Here is a 23,214-nt window from a genome sequence, read left to right on the forward strand (position 1 = left end):
CCTACGTTTGCAGTGTTGTACATCAGTACAACACCAATAAAGTTATGATAACGATAGAGAACACAAGCTACGGTTACAAGTCCAATCCACTTATTTTCAACAATATATCTTTGGAAATAGGAAACGGTATATATGGACTTCTGGGGGAAAACGGTGTAGGCAAAACGACGCTGATGCATCTCATCTGCGGACTACTCTTCCCCAAAAACGGAAAGTGCAGTATAGACGGAAGAAACACGGCGGAGAGACAGCCCGAAGGGTTGAACCGTTACTTCTTCCTGCCCGAAGAGTTGCAGATGCCAACCGAGAGTATCGCCAGCTTCGCTGCACGCCATTCCGTATTCTATCCACATTTCAATCAAGAAGAATTCGAGCTGAACCTGGAAGAACTGAAAATCGACCGGAAACAAAAACTCTCTTCCATCTCCTACGGACAACAGAAGAAGGCAATGCTGGCATACGCCTTTGCCCTGCATACTCCATACATCCTACTCGACGAACCGACAAACGGGCTGGACATCACCTCTCGCCAAGCCTTGAAGCGTATCATCAGCCGCAGCATGGACGATGAAAGCACGCTGCTCATCTCCACCCATCAGGCACACGATTTCGAGAACCTGCTGGACCACCTCATCATCCTTGGCAAAGGCGAAATATTACTGAACCGTTCGCTGGACGAAATCAGTAACCGGCTTCTCTTTGCCCGGACAAGCATTCTGCCGGAAGAAAGCATCTACAGCGAAGAGAATCTATCGGGTTATTTCTCCATCATTCCCAACGAGGACGGAGAGGAGAACACACCGGACATCGAGCTGCTGTATAAAGCGGTGCTGCAACAACCGGAAAAGATACAGAGCATGTTTCAATGAAAATCTATCATACAAACAGAACTATGAACGCAACTTTTAATCTGAAACGCTTCCTGCTACTGGAACAATATAAAAGGAATGAGACCGGCAGACACCTGCTTTGGTCGGCAGCCGTTGTATCGTTCATCTGCATCCTGTGCATCCTCTACGACATAAACCGCGGTGGAAGTTACTACGGCAAACATACCTCTGCCACCGAATTCTCCCGCTACGTACTATGGTTTATCCTCATGGCCCCCTGCCTGCTGGAAACAAATTTCAGCAAACGCAGCTCCACTCTCGATATACTGCTGCCGGCATCGGCATTCGAGAAGTTCCTGCATGTCTGGATAAAATACCTGCTGCTGCTTCCCCTATTCTGCGGTCTACTGATAGCCTGCCTCAAAGGTCTGCTGTCCTTAAGCGGCAGCGAGTTCCTGCAGTATTTCGCAACGCACATCACGATGTTCCGGATACACAACACCCAGATACTGACCTATGTAATCCTGCATGCTTCCGCCTTCATCGGCTACTTCGCCTTCAGCCGGCAAGTCCTGCTGAAAAGCTTTACCATCTTTGTAGGCTCCATTGCCGTCTGCATAGGAATTGTAACTTTTGTGGCCTCCCTCATGCCCGAAGCCAGAGCGGACGGATATTGGATGGATAACATTGCCACATGGCCCAACACCAACTATCCGTTGTCGGCCGGTGCACAAGCCATCGTGACTTTCTGCAATTATGCGGCTCCTATCAGTGTGCTGCTCGGTTCATGGGTATCGAGCTACTTCCTGCTCAAAGAAAAACAGCTTTAGCCTATGGACTTCAAGACCAACAAACCGATATACCAGCAGATTGTAGACTTCTGTTTCAGCAAGATTCTCACCCGCGAATGGCGGGCAGAAGAGCGGGTGGTATCCGTGAGGGAGCTCTCCACACAACTGGCAGTGAACTCGCGCACCGTGCTGAAGGCCTATGAATACCTCCAGACGGAGGACATCATCTACCCGGAACGGGGAATGGGGTTCTACCTCTCCAAAGATGCGGTGAAGAAAGTGATGCGAATACAGAAGAAAGAGTTTTTTGACAACCAGCTTGCCGACATGTTCCACAGCATGGAGCTGCTCGGCATCAGTATAGAAGAAATAACAGAACGATATAACAAACTTAAAAAAGACGGTTCATGAAGAGATACGCAAAGACTGCATTATGGATTACCTTCGGACTCCTCTTCGGACTTACGATTGTCAAAGTTTCGACACTGATGTACGAGATTTATTCCTTCATGCATTCCTAACTTTCATCGGACAGACGAGGAAAGTATAAACAACTGATATACAAGCTTCAGCATCTTCCCTTAGCGGGAAGAGTGACTTTTACATCCCTATCCAACAGTAACAGACTAATACAAACGATTATGAAAACCAAACTTTTTTTACTATTGCTTGCCCTCTCCGTACTCCGTACGCAGGCACAGAGCCTCTCCATCAAAGGACGCGTCACGGACGCCTCGCAAGAAGCAGTTATAGCCGCCAATGTGTCATTATGGACCATAGACTCTACTTTGGTGACCGGAGTAACCTCGGATGCACAAGGCAAGTTCGCCCTCCCTAAAATCAAGGCAGGCGATTACCGCCTTTCCATCTCCTTCATCGGCCTCCAAAGTGAAAACATACTGCTGAAACTGAATAAAAGCCTCGACCTGGGCGATGTACAGTTGCAGGAAGATGCCGTGAGCCTCGGTGAAGTGACGGTATCTGCCAGCAATGTGCTGCAGCGGGTAGACCGGCAAATCATCCTGCCTTCCGAAAGCCAGCTCAAACGCTCGTTCGGTGCCTACGACCTGCTGAACAATCTCGGCATTGCCCGTCTGCAAGTGGACAATCTGAGCAACAGCATGAGCGTCAGCGGTGGCGGGGCCGTACAAACCCGTATCAACGGCATTAAAGTGACAGACAAGGAGATAGCGGCCGTCAGAGCCAAAGACGTACTGCGTGTGGAGTTCATCGAAGACCCCGGCAAGCAGTACGGAGACGATGAGCTGGGCGCCGTAGTCAACATTATCCTGCGCCGCCGCGAAACGGGCGGTGTTGTGAACTTCCAACTCTCCGATTCGCCCCACACCCTATGGGGAGAGAATTTCCTGAGCGCGAAGTTCAATTACAAGAACTCCGAATGGGGCATCGACTACTTCAACAAGAACGGCAAGTATCACAGCCGCCTCGAATCCCACGAAACCTTCTATCTGGGCGACCGCACCATCGACCGCATCAAGGAAGGCATCGAAGACGAGTCGCCCTCTCTGAGCTTCATCAACAACCTGAATCTGACGTACAATCTGACGAAAGCGGACAAATATGTATTCAATGCCATCTTCCGTAACAACCTCAGCAATGCCCCCTACCAGAATGAACTGAACAAGATGTGGGCAGTGGGCAGCACGGAGTCCATCTATTCGTACGTCAACAACCACACATCCAGCTACTCTCCGGCGCTCGACCTTTACTTCCAGCATACCCTGCCCCATCAGCAGAGCATCCAGATGAATGTGACGGGAACGCTCATCCATACCAAGAACAACCGGAAATACAAGGAGTACAAGGACGAGAACGCACCGCTGGCAGACATCCAGACATTAGTGGACGGCGACAAGCGCTCCGTCATCGGCGAAGCCATCTATGAAAAGAGCTTCAAGGAGGTGAAGCTGAGCGGCGGTGCCCGCCACTATCAGATGCGGACAGAGAATGAGTATAAAGGTTCCAACCCTACCACTTCGAAGATGGACCAGTCGCAGACATCCGCTTTCTTCGAGGTGCAAGGCAAGGTAAAGGACTTCAGCTATGCGGGCAGTGTAGGAATGACACGTGCCTGGTTCAAGGAAAGTGAGGAAGACCATGCTTACTATACCTTCACGCCCACCGTGCGGTTGAGCTATAATCTGAAGAAGGCGGGATTCCTGCGCTACCGGTTCAACATCAGTCCTGCCATACCGTCGCTCGGCTCGCTGACTGATGTGGAGCAGGCGATGGACACGATACAGATAGTCCGCGGAAACCCGTTGCTGAAAACGTATCAACAGTTCACGAACTCCTTGTCTTACAGCTATTCGAAGAAGCAGTTCAATGCCAATCTGAGCGTGCGCCACCAGTATTATGACAATCCCATCATGGAAAGCATCTTCGTGGAGGACGGCAAACTGATACTGAAGGATGAAAACCAGCGGTCGTTCCAAAGCCTGAATACGGAACTGATGGCCGGCATAAATGGCGCTACACTGTTCGGACTGAAAGATTTCCTGACGCTTTATGCTTCGGGAGGATATACGCGCAGTTGGTCGGAAGGCCTGAACTATAGCCATATGTACGATGAATTCTATTACAGCGTGATGGCGCAAGTGCAATATAAAGGCCTCTCGCTGCTCGGGCAGTTCCGGAAAGTGCAGAACAATTTCTTCGGCGAAACCATTAAAAAGAACGAAAACCAGACGGCATTCATGGCAATGTACACCCGGCGGAACCTTCAGGCGGGAATCGGCATTATGTTTCCTTTCACCAATAACTATAAGGTGGGAAAAGAAAGAATCAGTGAAGTGGCTCCTTTCCGTTCCGAGACATTCGTCAGGGAAACGGGACAGATGGTCGTGCTGCGCGTGGGCTATACATTCGAGTTCGGACGCAAGCACAAGGCAGGCAACAAGGGGCTGAACAACAGTGATACGGACAGCGGCATCATCAATATGCAGCGATAACCCATTTCCTCTATGAAGAGGAAGCCCAACGGAGAGTGACGGAATTATACTTTATGTTGCTTCATGTATGATTAATTACCTGACCGCCACCTCTCCTGCGGGTATCTCTGTTTAGCGGATGATGGTCACCGTACCTTCCTTCACCTTTTTCTCCTTCACCGGAGCATCGGCGGGAGCATATCCCAGGGCTGCGCAGCCATATACCTTATGGCTCTCGGGTACACCCAGCTTTGTCAAGAAAGCGCGGACATCGGGGTCGTCGCAGGTCTGCCCCAACTGGTTAATCCAGCAGGAACCGATGCCGAGGGACTTGGCTGCAAGGAAAATGTTCTCCAAGGCGCAAGCGCAATCCATAGCAGCCCACCATTGGGTAGGCTCGTTGGAGACAATGACCAGCGTGGGGGCATGATAGTAGCAGCAATAAGTCTGGCTATGTCCACGTTCCCGTGTATGAGGGTCGTCACTCTTGGCAAAGGCGCCTTTGATTTTATCATTCAACTCTTTCAGTACTTCCTTATTCTGAATGGCAGTGAAGTGCCACGTCTCCAAATGCATACCGTTGGGGGCATAAGTAGCCGCCTCAAGGATAAGATTCAAATCTTCTGCGGAAACCTGCTGTTCCATATAGGCACGGACGCTACGGCGTGCCTTGATAGTTTGTAATGTCTCGTTCATTTGTTTAATTGAGAATTGATAGTTGATTATTGATAATGCAAATCGGTGCGTATTCAGTAGGGCTGTTTCATCGTTTCACCAGTCCAATCTTCACATTCAGCTTGAAGTACCAGACGCCGTTCTCGCGCTCCAAGAAGCCGTATTTATCTTTCTCTACGGCACCTTTCTCCAAACGCGTATTCTGATAGAGGAAATCTGCAAAGACCTGCGGACGGGATTTGTGGTAGCAAAGTACCTGCCCGCTACCGTCCGTCAGGAAGATGCCTTCGACGGCAGAGTCCGTACCGTTATAAATTTTGGCAGGGCGCATGCCGAGGGCAAGTGCCAGCAGGAACTGCTTCATCTTGAACTCGTAGAAGCGGTGCTTGTTTATCAACTCGTCCTTTATCTTCAACGGATTCATCTCCTTGATGCGCTCCGTCAATTCGCTGATGCGGGTGATACCGTCCAAGTGCATCAAGCGCACCATCTCGGCAAGCATGCGGGGGAAGTGGAGGTCTATCATCAGCAAGTTGCAGCGGAACACGCGGTCGGCAACGTCGGCATACTTCAGCACGCCGCCCAGTCGCTCAATCATCATCATGCGTTCTGCCACTTCCGTAGGAGATTCCGGCAGGGCATTCACCTTGTTCACCGTGGGCACGGCAAACTTGACACCGCTTTGCTCCAGCTTCAGATTCGCCGTGCGCCCTCCGTCCAGCAACGGATTCATCGGGGTAAGACGACAACGGACATTGAAGCCCGTTAGAGGTGCTTCGGGATGCCAGAAGGCAACGGAGAAGTCGGTACGGTCCTCCGTCTTTGCTTCCAGGTCGAAGATATTGACAGCATCCAGAAAGGCTTCCAAGCCTTCAGTCACTTCCACTTCCTCGCCCGAAACGTTCTTCAGCAGATGCAGAACCAACTCTGCCGCATCACCAAAGTCTTCGCGGGGGAAACGCAGTTCCTCCTTCTCGCCCGGAACAAACGAACCGTCCTTCCCGGCAGTTCCGCTGACAACGCGCACTTCCTGCGCTTCGATATAGTAACGGCGCGTACCGTCATGCTCTTCCCTCTGTATCAAGGCAACAGGCCAGCGCAGGGTTTCGTCTTTTTCAGCTTTCGGTGTACCCAGTGACACGGCTCCATCCGCCAGCAGGCGAAAGAAGGTGTAGAGCTCGCCCAGTTCTCTTTTTGTTGCACTAAATGCCATAAACTTTCTTTTGTTTAAAGGGGGGGAGTCAGCCTTTCATAAGAAGTGGTACCGTTTCCGCAAAGAAAACAGTCTGTTCCGAAGGACAAAACAACTTGTTCCGTTAAAGGAAACGAACAACTTCCCTATTAAAAGGGGCTCTTATCCCATTTGTTGTATTATTCAAACCTTAATGTTTCTACTTTCTCCAACCGTGCCCGCAACTTCGGCATCATGGACTGACGGATGCGGAGCGTCATACGGCAGTCCATATCATACGACTGTTCCAGAATTTCCGGCTCCTCCTCCTTCACCACCCGCATCACATCGTTCATGAAGGGGTATTCGAAGAGGAAAGTCACCTCCTCATCTACCGTCTTTTCAATGATGGTGGCAGCGGCAATGGCTTCGGCGGCAGCAGCCTTATAAGCTACAATCAGTCCACTCGTACCCAACTTGATACCGCCAAAGTAGCGCACTACGATGACGAGAATATCCGTCAGTTCGTTGGAATTGATTTGTCCCAGAATCGGCTTGCCTGCCGTACCCGATGGTTCGCCGTTGTCGTTGGCACGGAAGTCCTTCCGCTCATGGCCCAACATGTAGGCATAGCACACGTGGCGGGCGTCGTAGTATTTCTTCTGGTAAGTTTCCAGATGCGCCTTCACCTCCTCTACTGTACGCACCGGCAGGGCAATAGCAATGAACTTGCTGCGCTTTTCAGTGTAAATGCCCTCGGAAGGGGCAACGATGGTTTTATACGTATCTTCGCTCATGCTGCAAAGATAATGCAAACCGAAGAGAGAACTTTCATGCTTGCATGAAAAAGAAATGAAATTTTGTATATACCTTTGTAATTGTACAACTTGTCATCCGAAGCATGACGAAATTATAAAAGACCGCATTTATGAAAAAGATAGTGATTGCCCTTGATTCCTTTAAAGGATGTCTCACCTCGGCAGAAGCCGGAGAAGCTGCCGCCCAAGGGGTACATGCCGCATATCCCGAATGCCGGACCATCGTGCTCCCTGTGGCCGACGGTGGAGAAGGCATGCTCGACGTCCTGCTTGCAGCCAGTAACGGAAAACGTATCACCGTCCGTGCCCACGACCCGTTGATGCAACCGTGCGATGCCAGTTACGGCATCTCCGGAGACGGCAATACCGCATTCATAGAGATGGCCGCCATCAGCGGACTGCCTCTGGTTCCTGCCGACAAAAGGAATCCGATGAAAACCACCACCTTCGGAACGGGCGAACTGATACGCGATGCCCTGGAACGGGGATGCCTCCGTTTCGTCATCGGACTTGGAGGGAGCGCCACGAACGATGCCGGTCTGGGAATGCTGCAAGCATTGGGATTCCGTTTCTTCGATAAAGAAGGACACGAAGTGGGAAGCATGAAAAAAGGCATCGCCCTATGCGGTGCCCTTCTATCGGCAATCAGCTCCATTGACAGCTCTTCCGCCCATCCCGCACTGAAAAAGGCATGTTTTACGGCGGCGTGTGATGTACGCAATCCTTTCTTCGGTCCCAATGGAGCAGCCCACATATTCGCTCCCCAAAAAGGAGCAGACGCAGATATGGTAAAGGAACTGGATGTTGCTATGCAGCATCTTTCAGACGTCATATTCCACACTACCGGCAAAGACGTATCCTTGCATCCCGGTGCCGGTGCGGCAGGCGGCATGGGCGGCAGTCTCCACGCATTTTTGGATGCACAGTTGAAACCCGGCATAGAGCTTTTTTTGGAAACTCTGGACTTTGCAGAAAAGATTAAGGATGCCGACCTCATCATCACTGGAGAAGGGAAATCGGACCGGCAGACTCTTATGGGGAAAGTGCCTTCGGGCATCTTGCAGGAAGCAAGAAGGCAACATATTCCCGTCATCCTGCTGGCAGGAGCGATAGAGGATGCCGGGATACTGAATGCAGCCGGATTCCGGGGCGTATTCTCCATTACCCCCTCTCCCGTCTCTTTGGAGCAGGCCATGCAGCCTAAATTTGCTCAAGAAAATATCCGAAGGACAGTGGAGCAAATTTGCCGGATTTTCTTTTAACTCCCTCTAACTCCTTTAACATACCGATAGCACCAGATACCGACCACGTCAGCAATCAGCCAGCCGATGGGGATGGACCACCAGATGCCCGTCACCCCAATCTCAGGTATCGAAGCAAGCCAGTAAGAAAGAACTACACGGGTGCCCAGTGACAGCACGGTCAGCACAACAGACATGCCCGGCATACGGATGGCCCGATAGTATCCGTACAGCAAAAACAAGATGCCGATGCCACAGTAGAAAGCACCTTCGATGCGTAGGTACGCCACTCCCACCGCAATAATCTCCGTTTCGTCCGGACGGACAAAGATAAGCATCAACGGTTTGGCAAAGATGAAAACCAATACGGACACAAGGAGCGAAAAAACAACAGCCGTGACAAATGCACTGCGAACACCCCGGTGGATACGGTCGTAACGTCCGGCCCCGAAGTTCTGTGCAATAAAGGTGGAAAAGGCATTCCCAAATTCCTGCACGGGCATATAGGCGAAAGAGTCAATCTTCACAGCTGCCGCAAAAGCTGCCATTACCGCTGTTCCAAAGCTGTTGACAAGTCCCTGTATCATCAGGATTCCCAGATTCATCACCGACTGTTGGACGCAAGTCAGTGTAGAGAAGGAAGCTATTTCCTTCAAGCAAGTACGGTCAAAACACATATCTTCATGATGCCATCGCAGTTCCGGACGCCTTCTGTAAGTATAAATGATGATGCCCAGAGCAGCTACTCCTTGAGCGAGGACAGTGGCCGCAGCCGCACCCTGAATCCCCCAATCCAGTTGTAGGATAAAAAACAAGTCGAGCGCTATATTCAGAACGACAGAAACTGCCAGAAACCAAAGCGGAGTGACAGAATCCCCTACTGCACGCAGCAGAGATGCGTAGAAGTTATAGATAAAGGTGAAAACTATACCGCAGAAGATTATCCACAAGTAGCTGTGCATCATGCCGTATATGTCTTGCGGAACCTGCAACAGCCGGAGAATAGGACCGAGCCAGATAAAAACGGCTACATTCAGTATCAGTGTCACGATACCTATCAGTACAAACGAACTGAATATGCTACGACGCAGTGCTACATGGTTTCCGGCACCATAATGTAAAGAGAACACAGTGCCACTGCCCATCGCCAGTCCCAGCAAAACGGATATAAGGAAAACCATCAATGTGTATGCCGAACCGACCGCCGCCAACGCCCCTGCACCAATGCATTGGCCTACAATGAGCGTATCTGCAATGTTGTAGCATTGCTGCAAAAAAGACCCTACCATCATGGGTAGGGTAAAATGTAATAAAGTACCGGTTATGCCTCCTTGGGTGAGGTCTCCTTTCCGTAGCATCCTGCTTTTGTTTTTAAGAGTTTCATTTCCGGGTACAAAGATACAAAACCCTCCAACAAATCATCTGGACTCGACGAAGAAAGAGGCATGTAATAAAAAAAGCAGAGGGTTAACCTCTGCTCTCCATACTGTTTTTGTCAGGATTCAGAATCTTTACGACCTGACGAACATCTCTCTTGTCTGCATTACCGTAAAGGCCAATCTGTTGTCCGGGTACTGTTCCCTTTTCATGTTCTGCCTGGGACAATGCTACTTTCGGGTCAATATGCCCTGCTTTCTTATCTATATTCATACCTATTGAGTTTTTCTAAATTCTTATATGAGAACAAGATAAAAAAGCAAATTGTTCAGCAGTGTCACGAGATATTTAGTAATTCCACTTCAAATATCAGTGTGGAATACGCCGGAATGGGTCCACTGGTACGTGTACCGTATCCCATGGTGTAAGGGATATATACAATCCAACGACTTCCGGGATGCATTCGTAGCAAGGCAATCTGCCAGCCCTCAATCACTTCATTCAGACGAAAAGCCTCCGGACAATTCCGTTTCCACGAATTATCGAACTCACGCCCATTAATAAGCGTGCCTTTATAATGCACAGATACTACACTGTTGAGACGTGGTGTCGGACCGTCTCTGCCTTCCTCCAATACCCGATAAAGTATGCCGCAAGGCAATTCCTTGATTCCTTCTGCCGTACGCAACTGCTCCAGAAACTGTTCGTTCTGCAATTTATATTCTTCTTTTCTACTCATATTGACTTTTTCAATACTTTACAATAATTTGTGCACTGCTTTCTTGCAGTTCCGCATATCCTTTTCCGTCAGCTCAGGATGCTTCTTAGTACCTCCCCTCTCAATGGTTTTCACAATCTTGAAACCACTCCATTTCAGAATCTCCCTGAAAGCTTTCACCACACCGTGCGTCTGATTATAGAGAATATTGAAAGGATAAGGGGTAGTACAAGTGCTTACCACAATCGCTTTCTTGCCCTTATGAAGCGGAAGGGGCATTCCCCAGGAGTTCTCCCCCATCATACCGTAAACCATACGGTCGAAAAGCACTTTCACTTCTCCCGGCATGTTTCCCCAATAGCAAGGGGCACCGATTATCACTGCATCGGCTTCTTTCATAGACTGCAACACTCTCTGTGCCCCATCCTCGGGCAGACAACACTTCAATGAACTGCGACACTTCATGCAACCGATGCAGGGATGTACCTGCAACTGTGGAACGTCTATATAAACTGTTCCAACTCCGCAGCCTTCAAGTTCCTGCTTCATCAGCTCCAACATTTTCGACATGTTGCCATGACGACGAGGACTACCGTTAAGAATCAATACCTTCATTGCATACTCTTAATTTTTCAGCAAAGGTCGGCATTTTCTACATAATAACCTTACTTCTTGTTCAGTTTTAGTTCTGTAATAAAAGCCACTATCAGTCCGATTCCACCAACACCCAGCACACAAGCCCCATAAATAAGGGAAACAGTCTCCCTATACATCCAGTCTCTGTCCGCAGTAAAGTAATTGGGAATCGTCGCATAGCAGATAAGATAACCCAGCAATAACCCAAGTCCCATACCAGCCAACAGACATCCTATTTTCAGGGCAGAGAACGAAAAGCTACTTCCACGTAATTTAGGCGTATCCATCTGAGGGAGTAGTCCCCGCTCGTCCATCTTCTCAATCAGCATGATTCTTTCCTTCTTACAAACAAACAGCTCAAACAATTTGTAAACTCCTAAAGTAATGATTGTCATCACCGCAGGCACCATAATAAAATCCATCATATTCGTTTCAATTTAAATTAGTAATTTCGTTTCTTTGTACCCTTTAGACGCGGCAGTTTACATGAGGTTACACTTTTCCGGAAAAATATTTTTTCTTCCGAAAATCTGTAACCAACCAAACAAACTTGCGTCTAACAGACAAAATGAAAGACGACGAGAGACATATCATCCAGCGCATCTTGAGGGGAGAGACTGCTCTTTACGAGCATTTTCTCAACACATACGGCCAGCAGGTATTCATCCTGGTGGCCCGTATCGTCTCCAACCAGGAAGATGCCGAAGAACTGACCCAAGATGTCTTCCTGAAAGCCTTCCAGCATCTCTCGTCTTTCAAGGGCACCAGTTCTTTTTCGACGTGGATTTATTCGATTGCATATAATACGGCCATCTCGAGTGCACGGAAAAAGAAATTTGATACCTTTGTCATGGATGATACACTGCTTGCCAACATATCCGATACACAAGTAGATGAAGCCTTAAATGATGAAGGGGAAGAGCAAATTGCCAAATTGAACAGAGCCATGGAGCAACTCGATTCCGAGGAACAGGCACTGATAAGCCTGTTCTATTATGAAGAAAAAACATTGAATGAGGTCGCTCTCATCCTGGGACTGACGGAAAGCAACGCAAAAGTGAAGCTACACCGTATACGTAAAAAGATTTATGTGTTGATGAAACAAGAAAAAGTATGAACGAAGAACTAAAAGATAGAGGATTGAAAAAGGCGGTAAGAGAACAGACTACTTTCCGCCTGCCGTCCAATTTTACCTACCGCACCATGCAGAAGGTAGAAGAAGCCATACGTCTGCGCGAGAAGAAATCAGAAAGAAGAATTCTGCTTGCAACTATTGCCGCTGCTATCTTCTTGATAGGTGTCAGTGGGACAGGATTGGTTCTGTACTTCGGAGACAGCATCCGGGAAGCCTTTACGCCCACCACCCTCCCACAGTCAGAAAGTATCCAGATTCCTTGCTTTTATCTCCTACTGATTCTGACCATTCCGCTTTTCATCCTGTTTGACCGGTGGATGAGAAAACTGTATTTCAAACATCACACTCCTAAGCTTCCAGAGTTCTGAACGAAAAACGGGGATGTCTTTTAGTGGAAGACATCCCCGTTTCAGTTTATATCAATTCATTTAGTCCAGTTTATGAATCACCAGTCCCGAACGCAACTTCGGCTCAAACCAAGTTGTCTTGGGAGGCATGATGTTGCCCGTATCGGCGATGTCCATCAGCTGCTTCATGGAAACGGGATAGAGGGCCAATGCCACTTTCATCTCACCACTGTCCACCCGCTTCTTCAACTCTCCCAGACCACGGATGCCGCCTACAAAGTCAATACGCTTGTCGGAACGGAGGTCTTTGATGCCGAGCACTTCATCCAGTATCAGATTGGAGGAGATGGTTACATCCAGTACTCCAATGGGGTCGTTATCATTATAAGTACCCGGTTTGGCAGTAAGGCTGTACCACTTTCCGTTCAAATAGAGGGAGAAGTTATGCAGTTCGGACGGCTTATAGATGTCCTCACCTTTCTCCTCCACGATGAAATTCTTGCCCACAGCAGCCAGAAACTCTTCGGGAGTCATGCCGTTCAAGTCCTTCACCACCCGGTTATAGTCAATAATAGTCAACTGGTTGGCAGGGAAGCACACAGCCATGAAGTAGTTGTACTCTTCGTCACCACGGTGATTGGGATTTTGCTTGGCTTTCTCCGCACCCACCAAAGCGGCAGCGGCGCTGCGATGATGCCCATCGGCAATGTAGAGGGCGGGCATTTGGGCAAACTCTTGGGTAATGGCATCAATGTCCTCCTGCTTGTCTATAATCCAGAAGGTATGACCGAAACCGTCACCCGGAGCGATAAAGTCGTATACCGGTTTCCCGGCTGTATAACGGGAAATGATGGCATCCAGCGCAGCATTATCGGGATAGGCAAAGAACACGGGCTCAATGTTGGCATTGTTCACGCGGACATGCTTCATACGGTCCTCCTCTTTATCACGACGAGTCAACTCGTGCTTCTTGATAACACCGTTCATATAATCGGGAACATAGGCACCGACAACAAGACCGTACTGTGTCTTGCCGTTCATGGTCTGGGCATAGACGTAATAGTTTTCTTTATCATCCTGCACCAGCCAGCCTTTCTCTTGGAACATACGAAAGTTCTCTGCAGCTTTCCGATAAACACGTTCGTCATGCTCATCCGTACCGACGGGAAAATCTATTTCCGGCTTGATAATATGATATAGGGATTTTTCATTACCTTCCGCTTCTGCACGTGCTTCTGCAGAATTCAATACGTCGTAAGGACGGGACGCTACTTGTTCCACCAAATCCTGAGGGGGACGAATCCCTTTAAAGGGTTTAATTATAGCCATAAGAGAGTGTTTTATATGGATTATTGAGGTTTCTTTTTCACGAAATATCTTACCAGATAAATTGCACTACCTAATATCAGTACAATAGATACGCCCTCGCAAAAACCGAGGGCGAAATCTGACAATTCATTTCTGAATATACTACTTAATGAAAATATACCAGCACCTATTGCTAAATAAAGAACTGAACATTTATAGGTAGTCTTACTATTCATCTCATTTCCTGTTTACGCGGAACTTCTCGCAACCGTCTTTCAGGAAGCCTACAATCTGCTTGGCAGCGGCAATACCTGCGTTGATATTGGCTTCGGCAGTCTGGGCACCCATCTTTTTCGGTGTAGAGAAATAACGTCCGGCAAACTTGGCTGCAAATGTTTCATTGGCAGCAGGCATAATGTCGGTCATGTATTTCAAGTCGGTACGCTCTTCCATCAGCTGGATAAGCTCGGCTTCATTGATGACTTCCTTACGGGCTGTGTTCACCAGCAGTCCACCTTTCGGCATCTTGTTCACCAATGCATAATTGATGGAATTCTTCGTTTCGGCAGTTGCAGGAATATGCAGGGAAACGACATCACAAGTAGAGTAAAGCTCTTCGGCAGAACCCACAGCCTTCACTCCATCCTTCTCGATTACTTCTTTCGGGCAGAAAGCGTCGAACGCATAAATCTCCATACCGAAGCCTTTGGCAATACGGGCTACGTTGCGCCCCACGTTACCATAAGCGTGGATACCCAGTTTCTTGCCCATCAGTTCAGTACCGGAAGTACCGTTATACATATTACGGACAGCCATCACCATCAAGCCGAAAGCCAACTCGGCCACAGCATTGGAGTTCTGTCCCGGAGTATTCATTACACATACATTGTGGGCAGTAGCTGCTTCCAGGTCCACATTGTCATAACCGGCACCGGCACGCACCACAATCTTCAGTTCCTTGGCGGCATCCAGCACTTCAGCATCAATGATGTCACTACGGATAATGATAGCGTTGGCATCTTTCACAGCCTCCAGCAGCTTGGCTTTTTCACCATATTTTTCCAGCAGCACGAGTTCGTAACCTGCTGCTTCTATTTCTTTACGGATACCGTCTACTGCCACTTTGGCAAACGGTTTGTCTGTTGCAACTAATACTTTCATAATTTCATGATATTAAAAAGACTCACCACAGATGACACAGATTATCACAGAGTTTAATCATAAAAACAATCTGTGCAAATCTGCGTAATCTGTGGTGAAAAACAATATTATTAATGAAGTTTCTCAAATTCCTGCATGCAGTCAATCAAAGCCTGCACGCTTTCCTTTGGCATGGCATTGTAGCAGGATGCACGGAATCCACCTACAGAACGGTGTCCCTTGATACCTACCATACCTCTTTCGGTAGCGAACTTCAGGAAGTCAGCTTCCAGTTCCTTGTATTCGGGAGCCATCACAAAGCAGATGTTCATGCGTGAACGGTCTTCTTTGGCAGCCGTACCCACAAACATTTTGTTACGGTCAATTTCAGCATACAGCATATCGGCCTTTTCGATGGCACGGCGTTCCATTTCCTTCACGCCACCCTCTGCCTTAATCCAGCGCAATGTCTGCAGGGCTGCATAGATGGGGACAACGGGAGGAGTATTGAACATAGAGCCGCTATCCACATGCGTCTGATAGTTCAGCATGGTCGGGATATAGCGGGATACCTTACCCAGCGCGTCATTCTTCACGATGACGAATGTAACACCGGAAGGAGCCAGATTCTTCTGCGCACCACCATAGATACAGATATATTTGGATACGTCGATGGGACGGGAGAAAATATCAGAAGACATATCGGCCACCATCGGAACGTTTACGTCCAAATCCTCTTTCAGTTCCGTACCGTAGATTGTATTGTTGGTAGTGATGTGGAAATAGTCTGCATCAGCAGGCACTGTATAGTCCTTCGGAATATAAGTATAAGTAGATTCAGCGGAAGAAGCGACTTCAACTACTTCACCGAATGCCTTAGCTTCTTTCATGGCTTTCTTGGCCCATACACCCGTATTCAGGTAAGCAGCTTTCTTTTCAAGGAAGTTGAAGGGTACCATGCAGAATTCCAAACTGGCACCACCGCCCAAGAACAGTACCGAATATCCTTCGGGGATATTGAGCAATTCTTTGAATAATGCCACAGCTTCGTCCACAACGGGTTGGAAGTCTTTGGCACGGTGGCTGATTTCCATCAGTGAGAGGCCTGAGCCATTGAAATCAAGAATAGCTTGTGCCGTATTCTCAATCACCTCACGAGGAAGGATAGAAGGTCCTGCATTGAAATTATGCTTTTTCATTTGAAGTTTGTTTTGGTTATACAATTTCGTTCATTAATGTCTTTCGACTTTGCGAAATTACGGAAATATTTCTTCAAAACAAACCTTTCCTGATGAAATTCTATTTTTAAGCCGCATTTAGCTTACTTTTTAATGGTTTATACAAGATATATACACCATTTTGTTATCTTTACTTATCAAGGATAATACTTTTAGAGAAACTAAAAGCAAGGCGGTTTCATTACTTCATATTCAAAAGAATAAGCGCAAATAAAATGAATATTTATAAGATAAATCATTTTGCTTCCTCGATAACAGTTTTCATTCCCTTGATTTTTTCACCGCGTACCAGCGTCAACAATTGTTTCATTTTACTGCGGCGCACGGCTACAAAGGCATAGTGTTCCTTTACGTCCACCTGCCCGACATCTTCACGCGCCATCCCTCCTTTTTTATACAAGAAGCCGACAATATCTATCTTGTTCAACTTATCCTTTTTCCCTTTACCTATATATAAGGTAGCCCATCGGGGCTTGGCCGGTTTGGGAAGCGTCTCCGGAAACTCGTACGTTTCGATGTCTTCAGAAATGTACTCGGGTACCCGCTCCTCGGCATGCAGGACAAGATATGCATTTCCCGATGCCTCCCAACGGGCGGTACGTCCATTACGGTGTGTATAGGCTTCCTCGTTTACGGGAGGATGGTAATGCACCACATTCTCAATACCCGGAATATCCAGTCCGCGGGCGGCAAGGTCTGTAGATATCAGCACGGCGCAACTGCCATTACGGAACTTGTAAAGCGCACGTTCGCGGTCGGGTTGCTCCATACCGCCATGAAACATGTCGCAAGGGAACTTCCTGGCTTGCAGGTACCCGGCAACACGCTCCACGCTTTCACGATAATTGCAGAATACCAGAGTGGAATGATAGCCGAGAGTACAAAGCAGGTTATAGAGGGTCTCCAGCTTGTCCTTCTCCGGAGAAACGACCTTATGCAGCCGCAGACGCGGAGCAAGGGCTTCCGGAGCAAGAAAATCAAGCTTCATGAGCCGGGAGACGGAAGACGGGGAATCACCTCCTACTCCGGCAAATTGCGGTATTTCCTCTGCATCGGTGGCCGAGAGAAGCACACGCTTTTTCAGTGAGGGAAGCTGCCCGATAACCTCTGCCATCTCGTCATGGAAACCGAACTCAAGACACTTGTCGAATTCATCTATCACCAGAGTGACGACAGTGGCGGCATTGAAATTCTCTTTCCTCAAATGGTCGCTCATACGTCCCGGAGTACCGATAATGACGGCGGGATGAATGCCTTTCATTGTCCGGTGTTCTTCCATAGCAGGGCGTCCGCCATAGCAGCTCATAGCCTTGAAAGGAGTTCCCATAGACTTGAACACAGTTTCTATCTGCAAAGCCAATTCGCGTGAAGGTACTAGTACAAGAGCCTGCACACCTTGTATATCCGCTTTCAAGGTCTGTACCAGCGGAAGGAGAAAAGCCAGTGTCTTACCCGAACCGGTGGGCGAAAGAAGTACTAAATCTTTAGCTGATTGATAGGCTTCCTTAGCAGCCTCCTGCATCGGAGTAAGTTCTTGTATCTTCAAATTATGAAGTATATCCGAAAGTTCCATGAATATCTCTTTTTTTAATCAATATGCAAAGATACGGATAAGAAGTCAGTTTCCATCAAAACGAAAACAGCTTTTAAGAAAGCTACCTAAAATCATGACATGCCCGTCAATCGAATAGGAGAAAATTAAAGTCGTTTTCTCCCACTTTAATTTTGGGGAAGTAAAGATATTGAGGTTGTCAAGGACGTGCTCAATCTACCTGAGGAAACAGGTTGATTGAGCACGTCCTTGACAAAATCACCGTTTTCTTTTGACAAATACATTTTTATGCCAAAGATATAATATAAAATTGTAATTGATATGTAACGGTAATCTGAAAGTTATTGTTTAAATTTGCAACGTTTTTTAATAGTTTAATCATATTAATTAAAATCTCATGGCAAAAAGAATGCGATTCATTCTTTCCACAATTATGGTGATAGTCGCAATGACAGCTAAGGCTCAGGTGACTACCTCCTCATTAAGTGGAAAGGTAACAGACCCAGACAAAGAAGCCATTATCGGTGCAACAGTTCAGGCTATACACGAGCCTTCCGGGACACGATATGGCGCAATTACAAACATTGATGGTCGTTATACCATTCAAGGTATGCGGGCAGGCGGGCCTTACAGTGTGGAAGTCTCTTACATCGGCTACCAAACAATGATGTACAAGGATGTGACTCTTCAATTAGGTGAAGTCTACAATTTGAATGTACAGATGAAAGAATCATCAGAGCTTCTTGAGGAAGTAGTTGTTACAGCTCAAAAGACTAAATTTGCTTCCGAAAAGACCGGAGCAACAACCAACATTTCCAATACACAGATTGCCAGCATGCCTTCTGTAAGCCGTAGCATTACCGACTATTCTCGTTTGTCTGCTTACGGTGGTAATGGGATGTCGTTTGCCGGATCTGACGGTCGTACAGCCAACTTCACAATCGACGGTGCCAACTTCAACAACAACTTCGGTTTGAGTTCCAACCTGCCTGGTGGCGGTAATCCGGTCTCTATAGAGGCGATTGACGAAATTCAGATTGTCATATCTCCGTTTGATGTACGCCAGACCAACTTCATCGGTGGCGGTATCAATGCCATTACCAAATCAGGTACCAATACTTACAAAGGTACAGCTTATATTTATCACCAGAATGAAAACATGCGCGGTGATGCCATTGATCGTGAAACAATCTTAGGTGCTCGCGAGAAAGACCAGTCAACTACATATGGTTTTACTATTGGCGGTCCGATAATCAAGAATAAGCTCTTCTTCTTTGCAAACGGCGAGCTGCAGAATACTCCTGCAATTGCCAATCGCTGGCGTGCTTCCGAAGACGGTGTGGCCAATGCAGATGCATACATCTCACGTGCAACCGTTGCCGATCTTCAGAATGTGTCCGATATAGCGAAAGAAAGATATGGCTATGACACCGGTTCATTCAGCAGCTTCCCGTCTGACAATAAGAACACTAAATTATTGGCACGTATAGACTGGAACATCAACAACAACCATCGCTTGGCTTTGCGTTATAACTATACCAAGAATACCGTATGGAATGCCCCTAACGCTTCCTCTATGGACGGTGGTACTCGTATGTCGGGTAGTCGTACTTCACAGTATGCCATGTCGTATGCCAACTCCATGTATTCCTTGGATAACTTGGTACATTCATTGTCTTTCGACCTTAACAGCCGCTTCTCTGCTACCTTGTCCAACCAGTTTTTGGCAACATTCTCCAAGTTGGATGACGTACGTGGTACTAATTCCAGTATTTTCCCATTTGTCGATATTTTGAAAGACAATCAAAACTACATCTCTTTTGGTGAAGAACTTTTCACTTACAATAACGCAGTCCACAACACAGTGTGGAATATAAAAGATGACGTAACTTACTATACCGGCAATCATAAAATCATGGTTGGCTTGAACTATGAGCATCAAATGGCCGACAACCAGTATCTCCGTAACGGTACAGGATATTATCGCTATACCAGCCTGGATGACTTTGTTCAAGGAGCTGCTCCGGAAATTGTATGTTTGACTTATGGCTATAACGGTGAAAACGAACCTGCATCACGTGTTCAGTACAATAAATTGGGCTTCTACTTGCAAGACGAATGGAACGTACGTTCCGATTTCAAGGTTACAGCCGGTCTGCGCTTCGACGGACTCTTCTTTGATAATGGTGACTTGATGACCAACAATGCTATTCTTGACCTTGACTACAACGGTCGTCATATCGATACCGGCAAATGGCCCGGAAACTCATTGACAGTATCTCCTCGTATAGGTTTCAGTTGGGATATACTTGGCAACAATACTTTGAAGCTGCGTGGTGGTAGCGGTTTGTTCTCCGGACGTCTGCCTTTGGTATTCTTTACCAATATGCCTACCAATGGCGGTATGATTCAATATCAGGCGCAAGTCAATGCCAAGAATGCAAAAGACAAAGGTTTCACTATGGATGAATTCAAAGGTGGAATCCTTTCTACAGAAGCTCTGAAACAAAAGCTTTATGATTTGGGTTATCCTCAGACAATCAAACCGGAAGACGGTACAGTTCCTTCAAGCATTTGCGGCGTCGATCCCGACTTTAAAATGCCACAGGTCTGGAAGTCTTCAATTGCCGTGGATTATACAGTACCCGTATCATTCCCATTGAACGTGACGGTAGAAGGAATCTATAACAAGACACTTAATGCCGCCATGTTGAAAGACTGGAGCCAGAAAGATATAAACGGCTTTACACGCTTCAATGGTGCTGATAACCGTCCTGTATTCCCGTCTGACGCTACTTATACGGACGAGGCGGGCAAGAGTCTGCCCAGTGCTTACATGCTTGAGAATACAAGCCGCGGTTACGGATGGTCGACCAGCGTTACCGTGAACGCAGCGCCTGCCAAATGGATCAATTTGATGGCTGCTTATACGCATACAGTATCTAAGGAGGTGACTTCACTTCCGGGTTCCAATGCTTCTTCAGTACTCAACTACCTTTCTACATACGAAGGTGTCAACAACTTCCGTTTGCACAATGGCCTAAACGTTACTCCCGACCGTTTCATTGCAAGTGCCACTATCAACGACAAGAGCGGCAACCACTTTAGTTTGATTTACGAGACTTGGCGTGGCGGTTACAATTACTCTTACATGCTTGCCAACGACATGAACGGTGACGGTTACAACTACGATGCCATTTATATCCCTACAGACAAGCAGGTTGCCGATGGTTCATTCCGTTTCGTCAGCGAGGATGACAAGACACGCTTCATGGATTATGTACACAACGACTCATACCTTAAGAATAATCAGGGTAAATATGCTGAGCCCAACAGTCTTTATTCTCCTTGGGTACACCGTGTAGATTTCTCTTATAAGCACGATTTCAACTTGAATGTATGTGGTGCCAAGCACAAATTGCAGCTGAGCTTTGATATGAAGAACGTGCTTAATTTCTTCAATTCAAGCTGGGGAGTAAGTAAGCATTTGAATCCTGCTATCGGTAACGAAGCCCGTATCTTGAAGTATGAAGGTGTAGACGCTGAAGGTTTTGCTACATTCTCAACTCCGGAGTCTATAAATGGCAACACCAAGACTTGGACTCTCAACCATGCTATTGGTCAGTGCTGGTATGCTTCTATCGGTATTAAGTATTGCTTTAACTGATTATCAATTTAAATATAATCGAAGAATATGAAAAAATATCTATTTATAGTACTTGCTGCTGTGATTTCCCTTTTCTCAAGCTGTGCTGAAGATGATGCAGCAATAGGCTTGTCAGGATTGAAGGTTTCACAGTCGTACGTTGCGCTGCCGGTTGAAGGAGGTAGCACTGACATTACAATTGAATCGAAGTCCGAATGGATTATCACAGGTAACGACAAGGCCGATTGGCTTACCATCTCTACAACTCAAGGTCCTCAAGGCGAAAGCAAAATCACATTCTCTGCTGATGAAGCTGTGGATGGCCGTTCAGTGGAACTGAAGCTGAGCAGCGCCAATGAAACTCAGAACTTGACTATCATGCAAGGCTTGCCAGTCATTTCGGAAGCTACTTGTGCCGAGGTAATAGCCGGTCCCGACAAGAAGACTTATAAAGTGACCGGTGTTGTTTCAAATATTTCCAACACCGTTTACGGCAACTGGGACATTGTGGATGCCACCGGTAAGGTTTACGTCTATGGAACTTTGGACGCCAAAGGCAATACGAAGAATTTTGCCAGCCTGGGTCTGGAAGAAGGCGATGAGGTAACAATACAAGGTCCCAAAACCACCTACGGTACTACAGTTGAGCTTGTTGATGTTACTGTGCTCAAGATTAACAAATCGCTCATCAAGGTCGACTCTGTCTACAATGATGTACTTCCGGTTGAGGGTGGTATCTTTGAGGCATACATCATAACCAAAGGCAACGGCGTTTCTGTAGAAATTCCTGAGGATGCCAAAGAATGGTTGTCTATTGTCTCTATCGACCAGAAAGGAACAGATGCTTGCGTGAAGTTCCAGGCTGCCCGAAACGAAGGTGGTGACCGTTCAACCAGCATTACATTCCGCACTACTGACGGTAAAAAAGATTACACAAGCAAGACTGAACTCTCACAGCAGGGCGCCATCGTTGAAGCTACTGTTGCTGAATTCATTGCCGCCGAGGTTGGTGCTACACAATACCGCATTAGTGGTGTAGTGACCAAGATTGCTAATACCCAATATGGCAATATCTACATCAAGGATTTCTCGGGTGATGTATATATCCATGGCATCAAAGATTTTGCTGATTCTAATATCAAGGAAGGTGACATTGTAACTCTCGTTGGTCCACGTGCCGAATACAAAGGTACTCCGCAGATGACCAATGCCGTTGCAGAGGACGTGAAGAGTGTAAAAACAGTTACTGTTGCTGATTTCCTTGCAGCAGAGGAAAGCCCTTCACAATATTACCAGTTGACCGGTACTGTATCAAATATCGCAAGTACCCTTTATGGTAATTTTGATATTACAGATGAAAGCGGCAAGGTATATGTTTATGGTCTTCTTACAGGCTGGAAAGGCGCAAGCAAACAGTTCGAATCACTGGGTATTGTTGAAGGTGATAAGATTACTATATGCGGTGTTCGTACCAGCTACAAAGATTCCGATCAAGTGGGAAGCGCATTCTTCATTTCTAAAGTGACTGAATAAAGAATTTTTTATAATAAAGTAAAATCCGCACTGCCATCACAGTATATGTAGATGACATTGCGGATTTCTTTTTCAATTTTATATATGATATGAATAAAAGATATTAC

At 47.1% G+C, this 23,214-nt stretch carries 21 protein-coding genes; 9 read left to right on the forward strand and 12 right to left on the reverse strand.

All coding sequences use genetic code 11. The annotated features are described in order from the left end of the window. The first annotated feature begins 44 nt into the window (after positions 1–44). The 4 genes from DW947_RS01905 to DW947_RS01920 all read left to right on the forward strand — a co-directional run bounded on the left by DW947_RS01905 (position 45) and on the right by DW947_RS01920 (position 4,593). A complete protein-coding gene (locus DW947_RS01905) occupies positions 45–869 on the forward strand; it encodes an ABC transporter ATP-binding protein (RefSeq protein ID WP_016273521.1) in 825 nt (274 codons plus the stop codon). Beyond that, positions 866–1,660 (forward strand): hypothetical protein, encoded by a 795-nt coding sequence (locus DW947_RS01910; RefSeq protein ID WP_016273520.1) that lies wholly within the window; start codon positions 866–868, stop codon positions 1,658–1,660. The genes DW947_RS01905 and DW947_RS01910 overlap by 4 nt, the downstream gene beginning before the upstream one ends. 3 nt (positions 1,661–1,663) lie before the next feature. Beyond that, positions 1,664–2,032 carry a GntR family transcriptional regulator gene (locus DW947_RS01915; RefSeq protein ID WP_016273519.1) on the forward strand — a complete coding sequence of 123 codons (369 nt, stop codon included), beginning with the start codon at positions 1,664–1,666 and terminating at the stop codon, positions 2,030–2,032. Positions 2,033–2,262: 230 nt separating this feature from the next. Next, positions 2,263–4,593 carry a TonB-dependent receptor gene (locus tag DW947_RS01920; protein WP_119958426.1) on the forward strand — a complete coding sequence of 777 codons (2,331 nt, stop codon included), beginning with the start codon at positions 2,263–2,265 and terminating at the stop codon, positions 4,591–4,593. 111 nt (positions 4,594–4,704) lie between these two features. Here the strand turns inward: DW947_RS01920 and DW947_RS01925 are convergent, their stop codons facing one another. From DW947_RS01925 to DW947_RS01935, 3 genes are all read right to left on the reverse strand, one after another. Next, positions 4,705–5,268, reverse strand: a complete 564-nt coding sequence (locus DW947_RS01925) for a nitroreductase family protein (protein ID WP_009036894.1) — start codon at positions 5,266–5,268, stop codon at positions 4,705–4,707. Positions 5,269–5,335: 67 nt separating this feature from the next. Then, positions 5,336–6,460 (reverse strand): HpaII family restriction endonuclease, encoded by a 1,125-nt coding sequence (locus DW947_RS01930; protein ID WP_119958427.1) that lies wholly within the window; start codon positions 6,458–6,460, stop codon positions 5,336–5,338. A 158-nt stretch (positions 6,461–6,618) separates the two neighbouring features. Beyond that, positions 6,619–7,215 carry an IMPACT family protein gene (locus DW947_RS01935; protein ID WP_009036892.1) on the reverse strand — a complete coding sequence of 199 codons (597 nt, stop codon included), beginning with the start codon at positions 7,213–7,215 and terminating at the stop codon, positions 6,619–6,621. A gap of 131 nt (positions 7,216–7,346) precedes the next feature. Between DW947_RS01935 and DW947_RS01940 the strand changes: the two genes are divergently transcribed. After that, on the forward strand, positions 7,347–8,498 hold the full coding sequence (locus tag DW947_RS01940) for a glycerate kinase (protein ID WP_119958428.1): 1,152 nt from the start codon (positions 7,347–7,349) through the stop codon (positions 8,496–8,498). Here the strand turns inward: DW947_RS01940 and DW947_RS01945 are convergent. From DW947_RS01945 to DW947_RS01965, 5 genes are all read right to left on the reverse strand, one after another. After that, positions 8,495–9,835 (reverse strand): MATE family efflux transporter, encoded by a 1,341-nt coding sequence (locus tag DW947_RS01945; protein ID WP_119958429.1) that lies wholly within the window; start codon positions 9,833–9,835, stop codon positions 8,495–8,497. The two genes, DW947_RS01940 and DW947_RS01945, sit on opposite strands and share 4 nt — an antisense overlap. Positions 9,836–9,944: 109 nt before the next feature. Further along, complete coding sequence (locus DW947_RS01950; RefSeq protein WP_005828120.1) at positions 9,945–10,127, reverse strand: hypothetical protein; 183 nt, start codon at positions 10,125–10,127, stop codon at positions 9,945–9,947. Between the two features lie 64 nt (positions 10,128–10,191). Then, on the reverse strand, positions 10,192–10,593 hold the full coding sequence (locus tag DW947_RS01955; RefSeq protein ID WP_008663162.1) for an FKBP-type peptidyl-prolyl cis-trans isomerase: 402 nt from the start codon (positions 10,591–10,593) through the stop codon (positions 10,192–10,194). Positions 10,594–10,611: 18 nt separating this feature from the next. Continuing rightward, the gene (locus DW947_RS01960) at positions 10,612–11,187 is read right to left on the reverse strand and encodes a flavodoxin family protein (RefSeq protein WP_005828115.1); all 576 of its coding nucleotides are present in this window, start codon (positions 11,185–11,187) and stop codon (positions 10,612–10,614) included. 50 nt (positions 11,188–11,237) lie between these two features. Beyond that, positions 11,238–11,633 carry a DUF6249 domain-containing protein gene (locus tag DW947_RS01965; RefSeq protein WP_016273511.1) on the reverse strand — a complete coding sequence of 132 codons (396 nt, stop codon included), beginning with the start codon at positions 11,631–11,633 and terminating at the stop codon, positions 11,238–11,240. A gap of 143 nt (positions 11,634–11,776) precedes the next feature. On the opposite strand from DW947_RS01965, the gene DW947_RS01970 reads away from it, so the two are divergent. Both DW947_RS01970 and DW947_RS01975 read left to right on the forward strand, forming a co-directional pair. Next, positions 11,777–12,325 carry an RNA polymerase sigma factor gene (locus tag DW947_RS01970; RefSeq protein WP_035448201.1) on the forward strand — a complete coding sequence of 183 codons (549 nt, stop codon included), beginning with the start codon at positions 11,777–11,779 and terminating at the stop codon, positions 12,323–12,325. After that, on the forward strand, positions 12,322–12,711 hold the full coding sequence (locus tag DW947_RS01975; protein WP_016273509.1) for a hypothetical protein: 390 nt from the start codon (positions 12,322–12,324) through the stop codon (positions 12,709–12,711). The genes DW947_RS01970 and DW947_RS01975 overlap by 4 nt, the downstream gene beginning before the upstream one ends. 60 nt (positions 12,712–12,771) lie before the next feature. Here the strand turns inward: DW947_RS01975 and DW947_RS01980 are convergent, their stop codons facing one another. The 4 genes from DW947_RS01980 to DW947_RS02000 all read right to left on the reverse strand — a co-directional run bounded on the left by DW947_RS01980 (position 12,772) and on the right by DW947_RS02000 (position 17,949). Then, positions 12,772–14,019, reverse strand: a complete 1,248-nt coding sequence (locus tag DW947_RS01980; protein WP_005836312.1) for a DUF1015 domain-containing protein — start codon at positions 14,017–14,019, stop codon at positions 12,772–12,774. A 216-nt stretch (positions 14,020–14,235) separates the two neighbouring features. Further along, positions 14,236–15,159 (reverse strand): NAD(P)-dependent oxidoreductase, encoded by a 924-nt coding sequence (locus DW947_RS01990; RefSeq protein WP_035448197.1) that lies wholly within the window; start codon positions 15,157–15,159, stop codon positions 14,236–14,238. Between the two features lie 110 nt (positions 15,160–15,269). Further along, complete coding sequence (serC, locus tag DW947_RS01995) at positions 15,270–16,337, reverse strand: 3-phosphoserine/phosphohydroxythreonine transaminase (RefSeq protein ID WP_005828105.1); 1,068 nt, start codon at positions 16,335–16,337, stop codon at positions 15,270–15,272. 274 nt (positions 16,338–16,611) lie between these two features. Next, a complete protein-coding gene (locus DW947_RS02000; RefSeq protein ID WP_119958430.1) occupies positions 16,612–17,949 on the reverse strand; it encodes a DEAD/DEAH box helicase in 1,338 nt (445 codons plus the stop codon). 376 nt (positions 17,950–18,325) lie between these two features. Here DW947_RS02000 and DW947_RS02005 point away from each other — a divergent pair, with 376 nt between their 5' ends. Further along, the gene (locus DW947_RS02005) at positions 18,326–21,595 is read left to right on the forward strand and encodes a TonB-dependent receptor domain-containing protein (protein WP_117704041.1); all 3,270 of its coding nucleotides are present in this window, start codon (positions 18,326–18,328) and stop codon (positions 21,593–21,595) included. Positions 21,596–21,622: 27 nt separating this feature from the next. Beyond that, positions 21,623–23,107, forward strand: coding sequence for a BACON domain-containing protein (locus DW947_RS02010; protein ID WP_119958431.1), 1,485 nt, complete (start codon positions 21,623–21,625; stop codon positions 23,105–23,107). The last annotated feature ends 107 nt before the right edge of the window (positions 23,108–23,214 follow it).

Origin of the sequence: Bacteroides sp. AM44-19 (assembly GCF_003603395.1) — a bacterium.
GTDB lineage: Bacteria > Bacteroidota > Bacteroidia > Bacteroidales > Bacteroidaceae > Bacteroides > Bacteroides uniformis.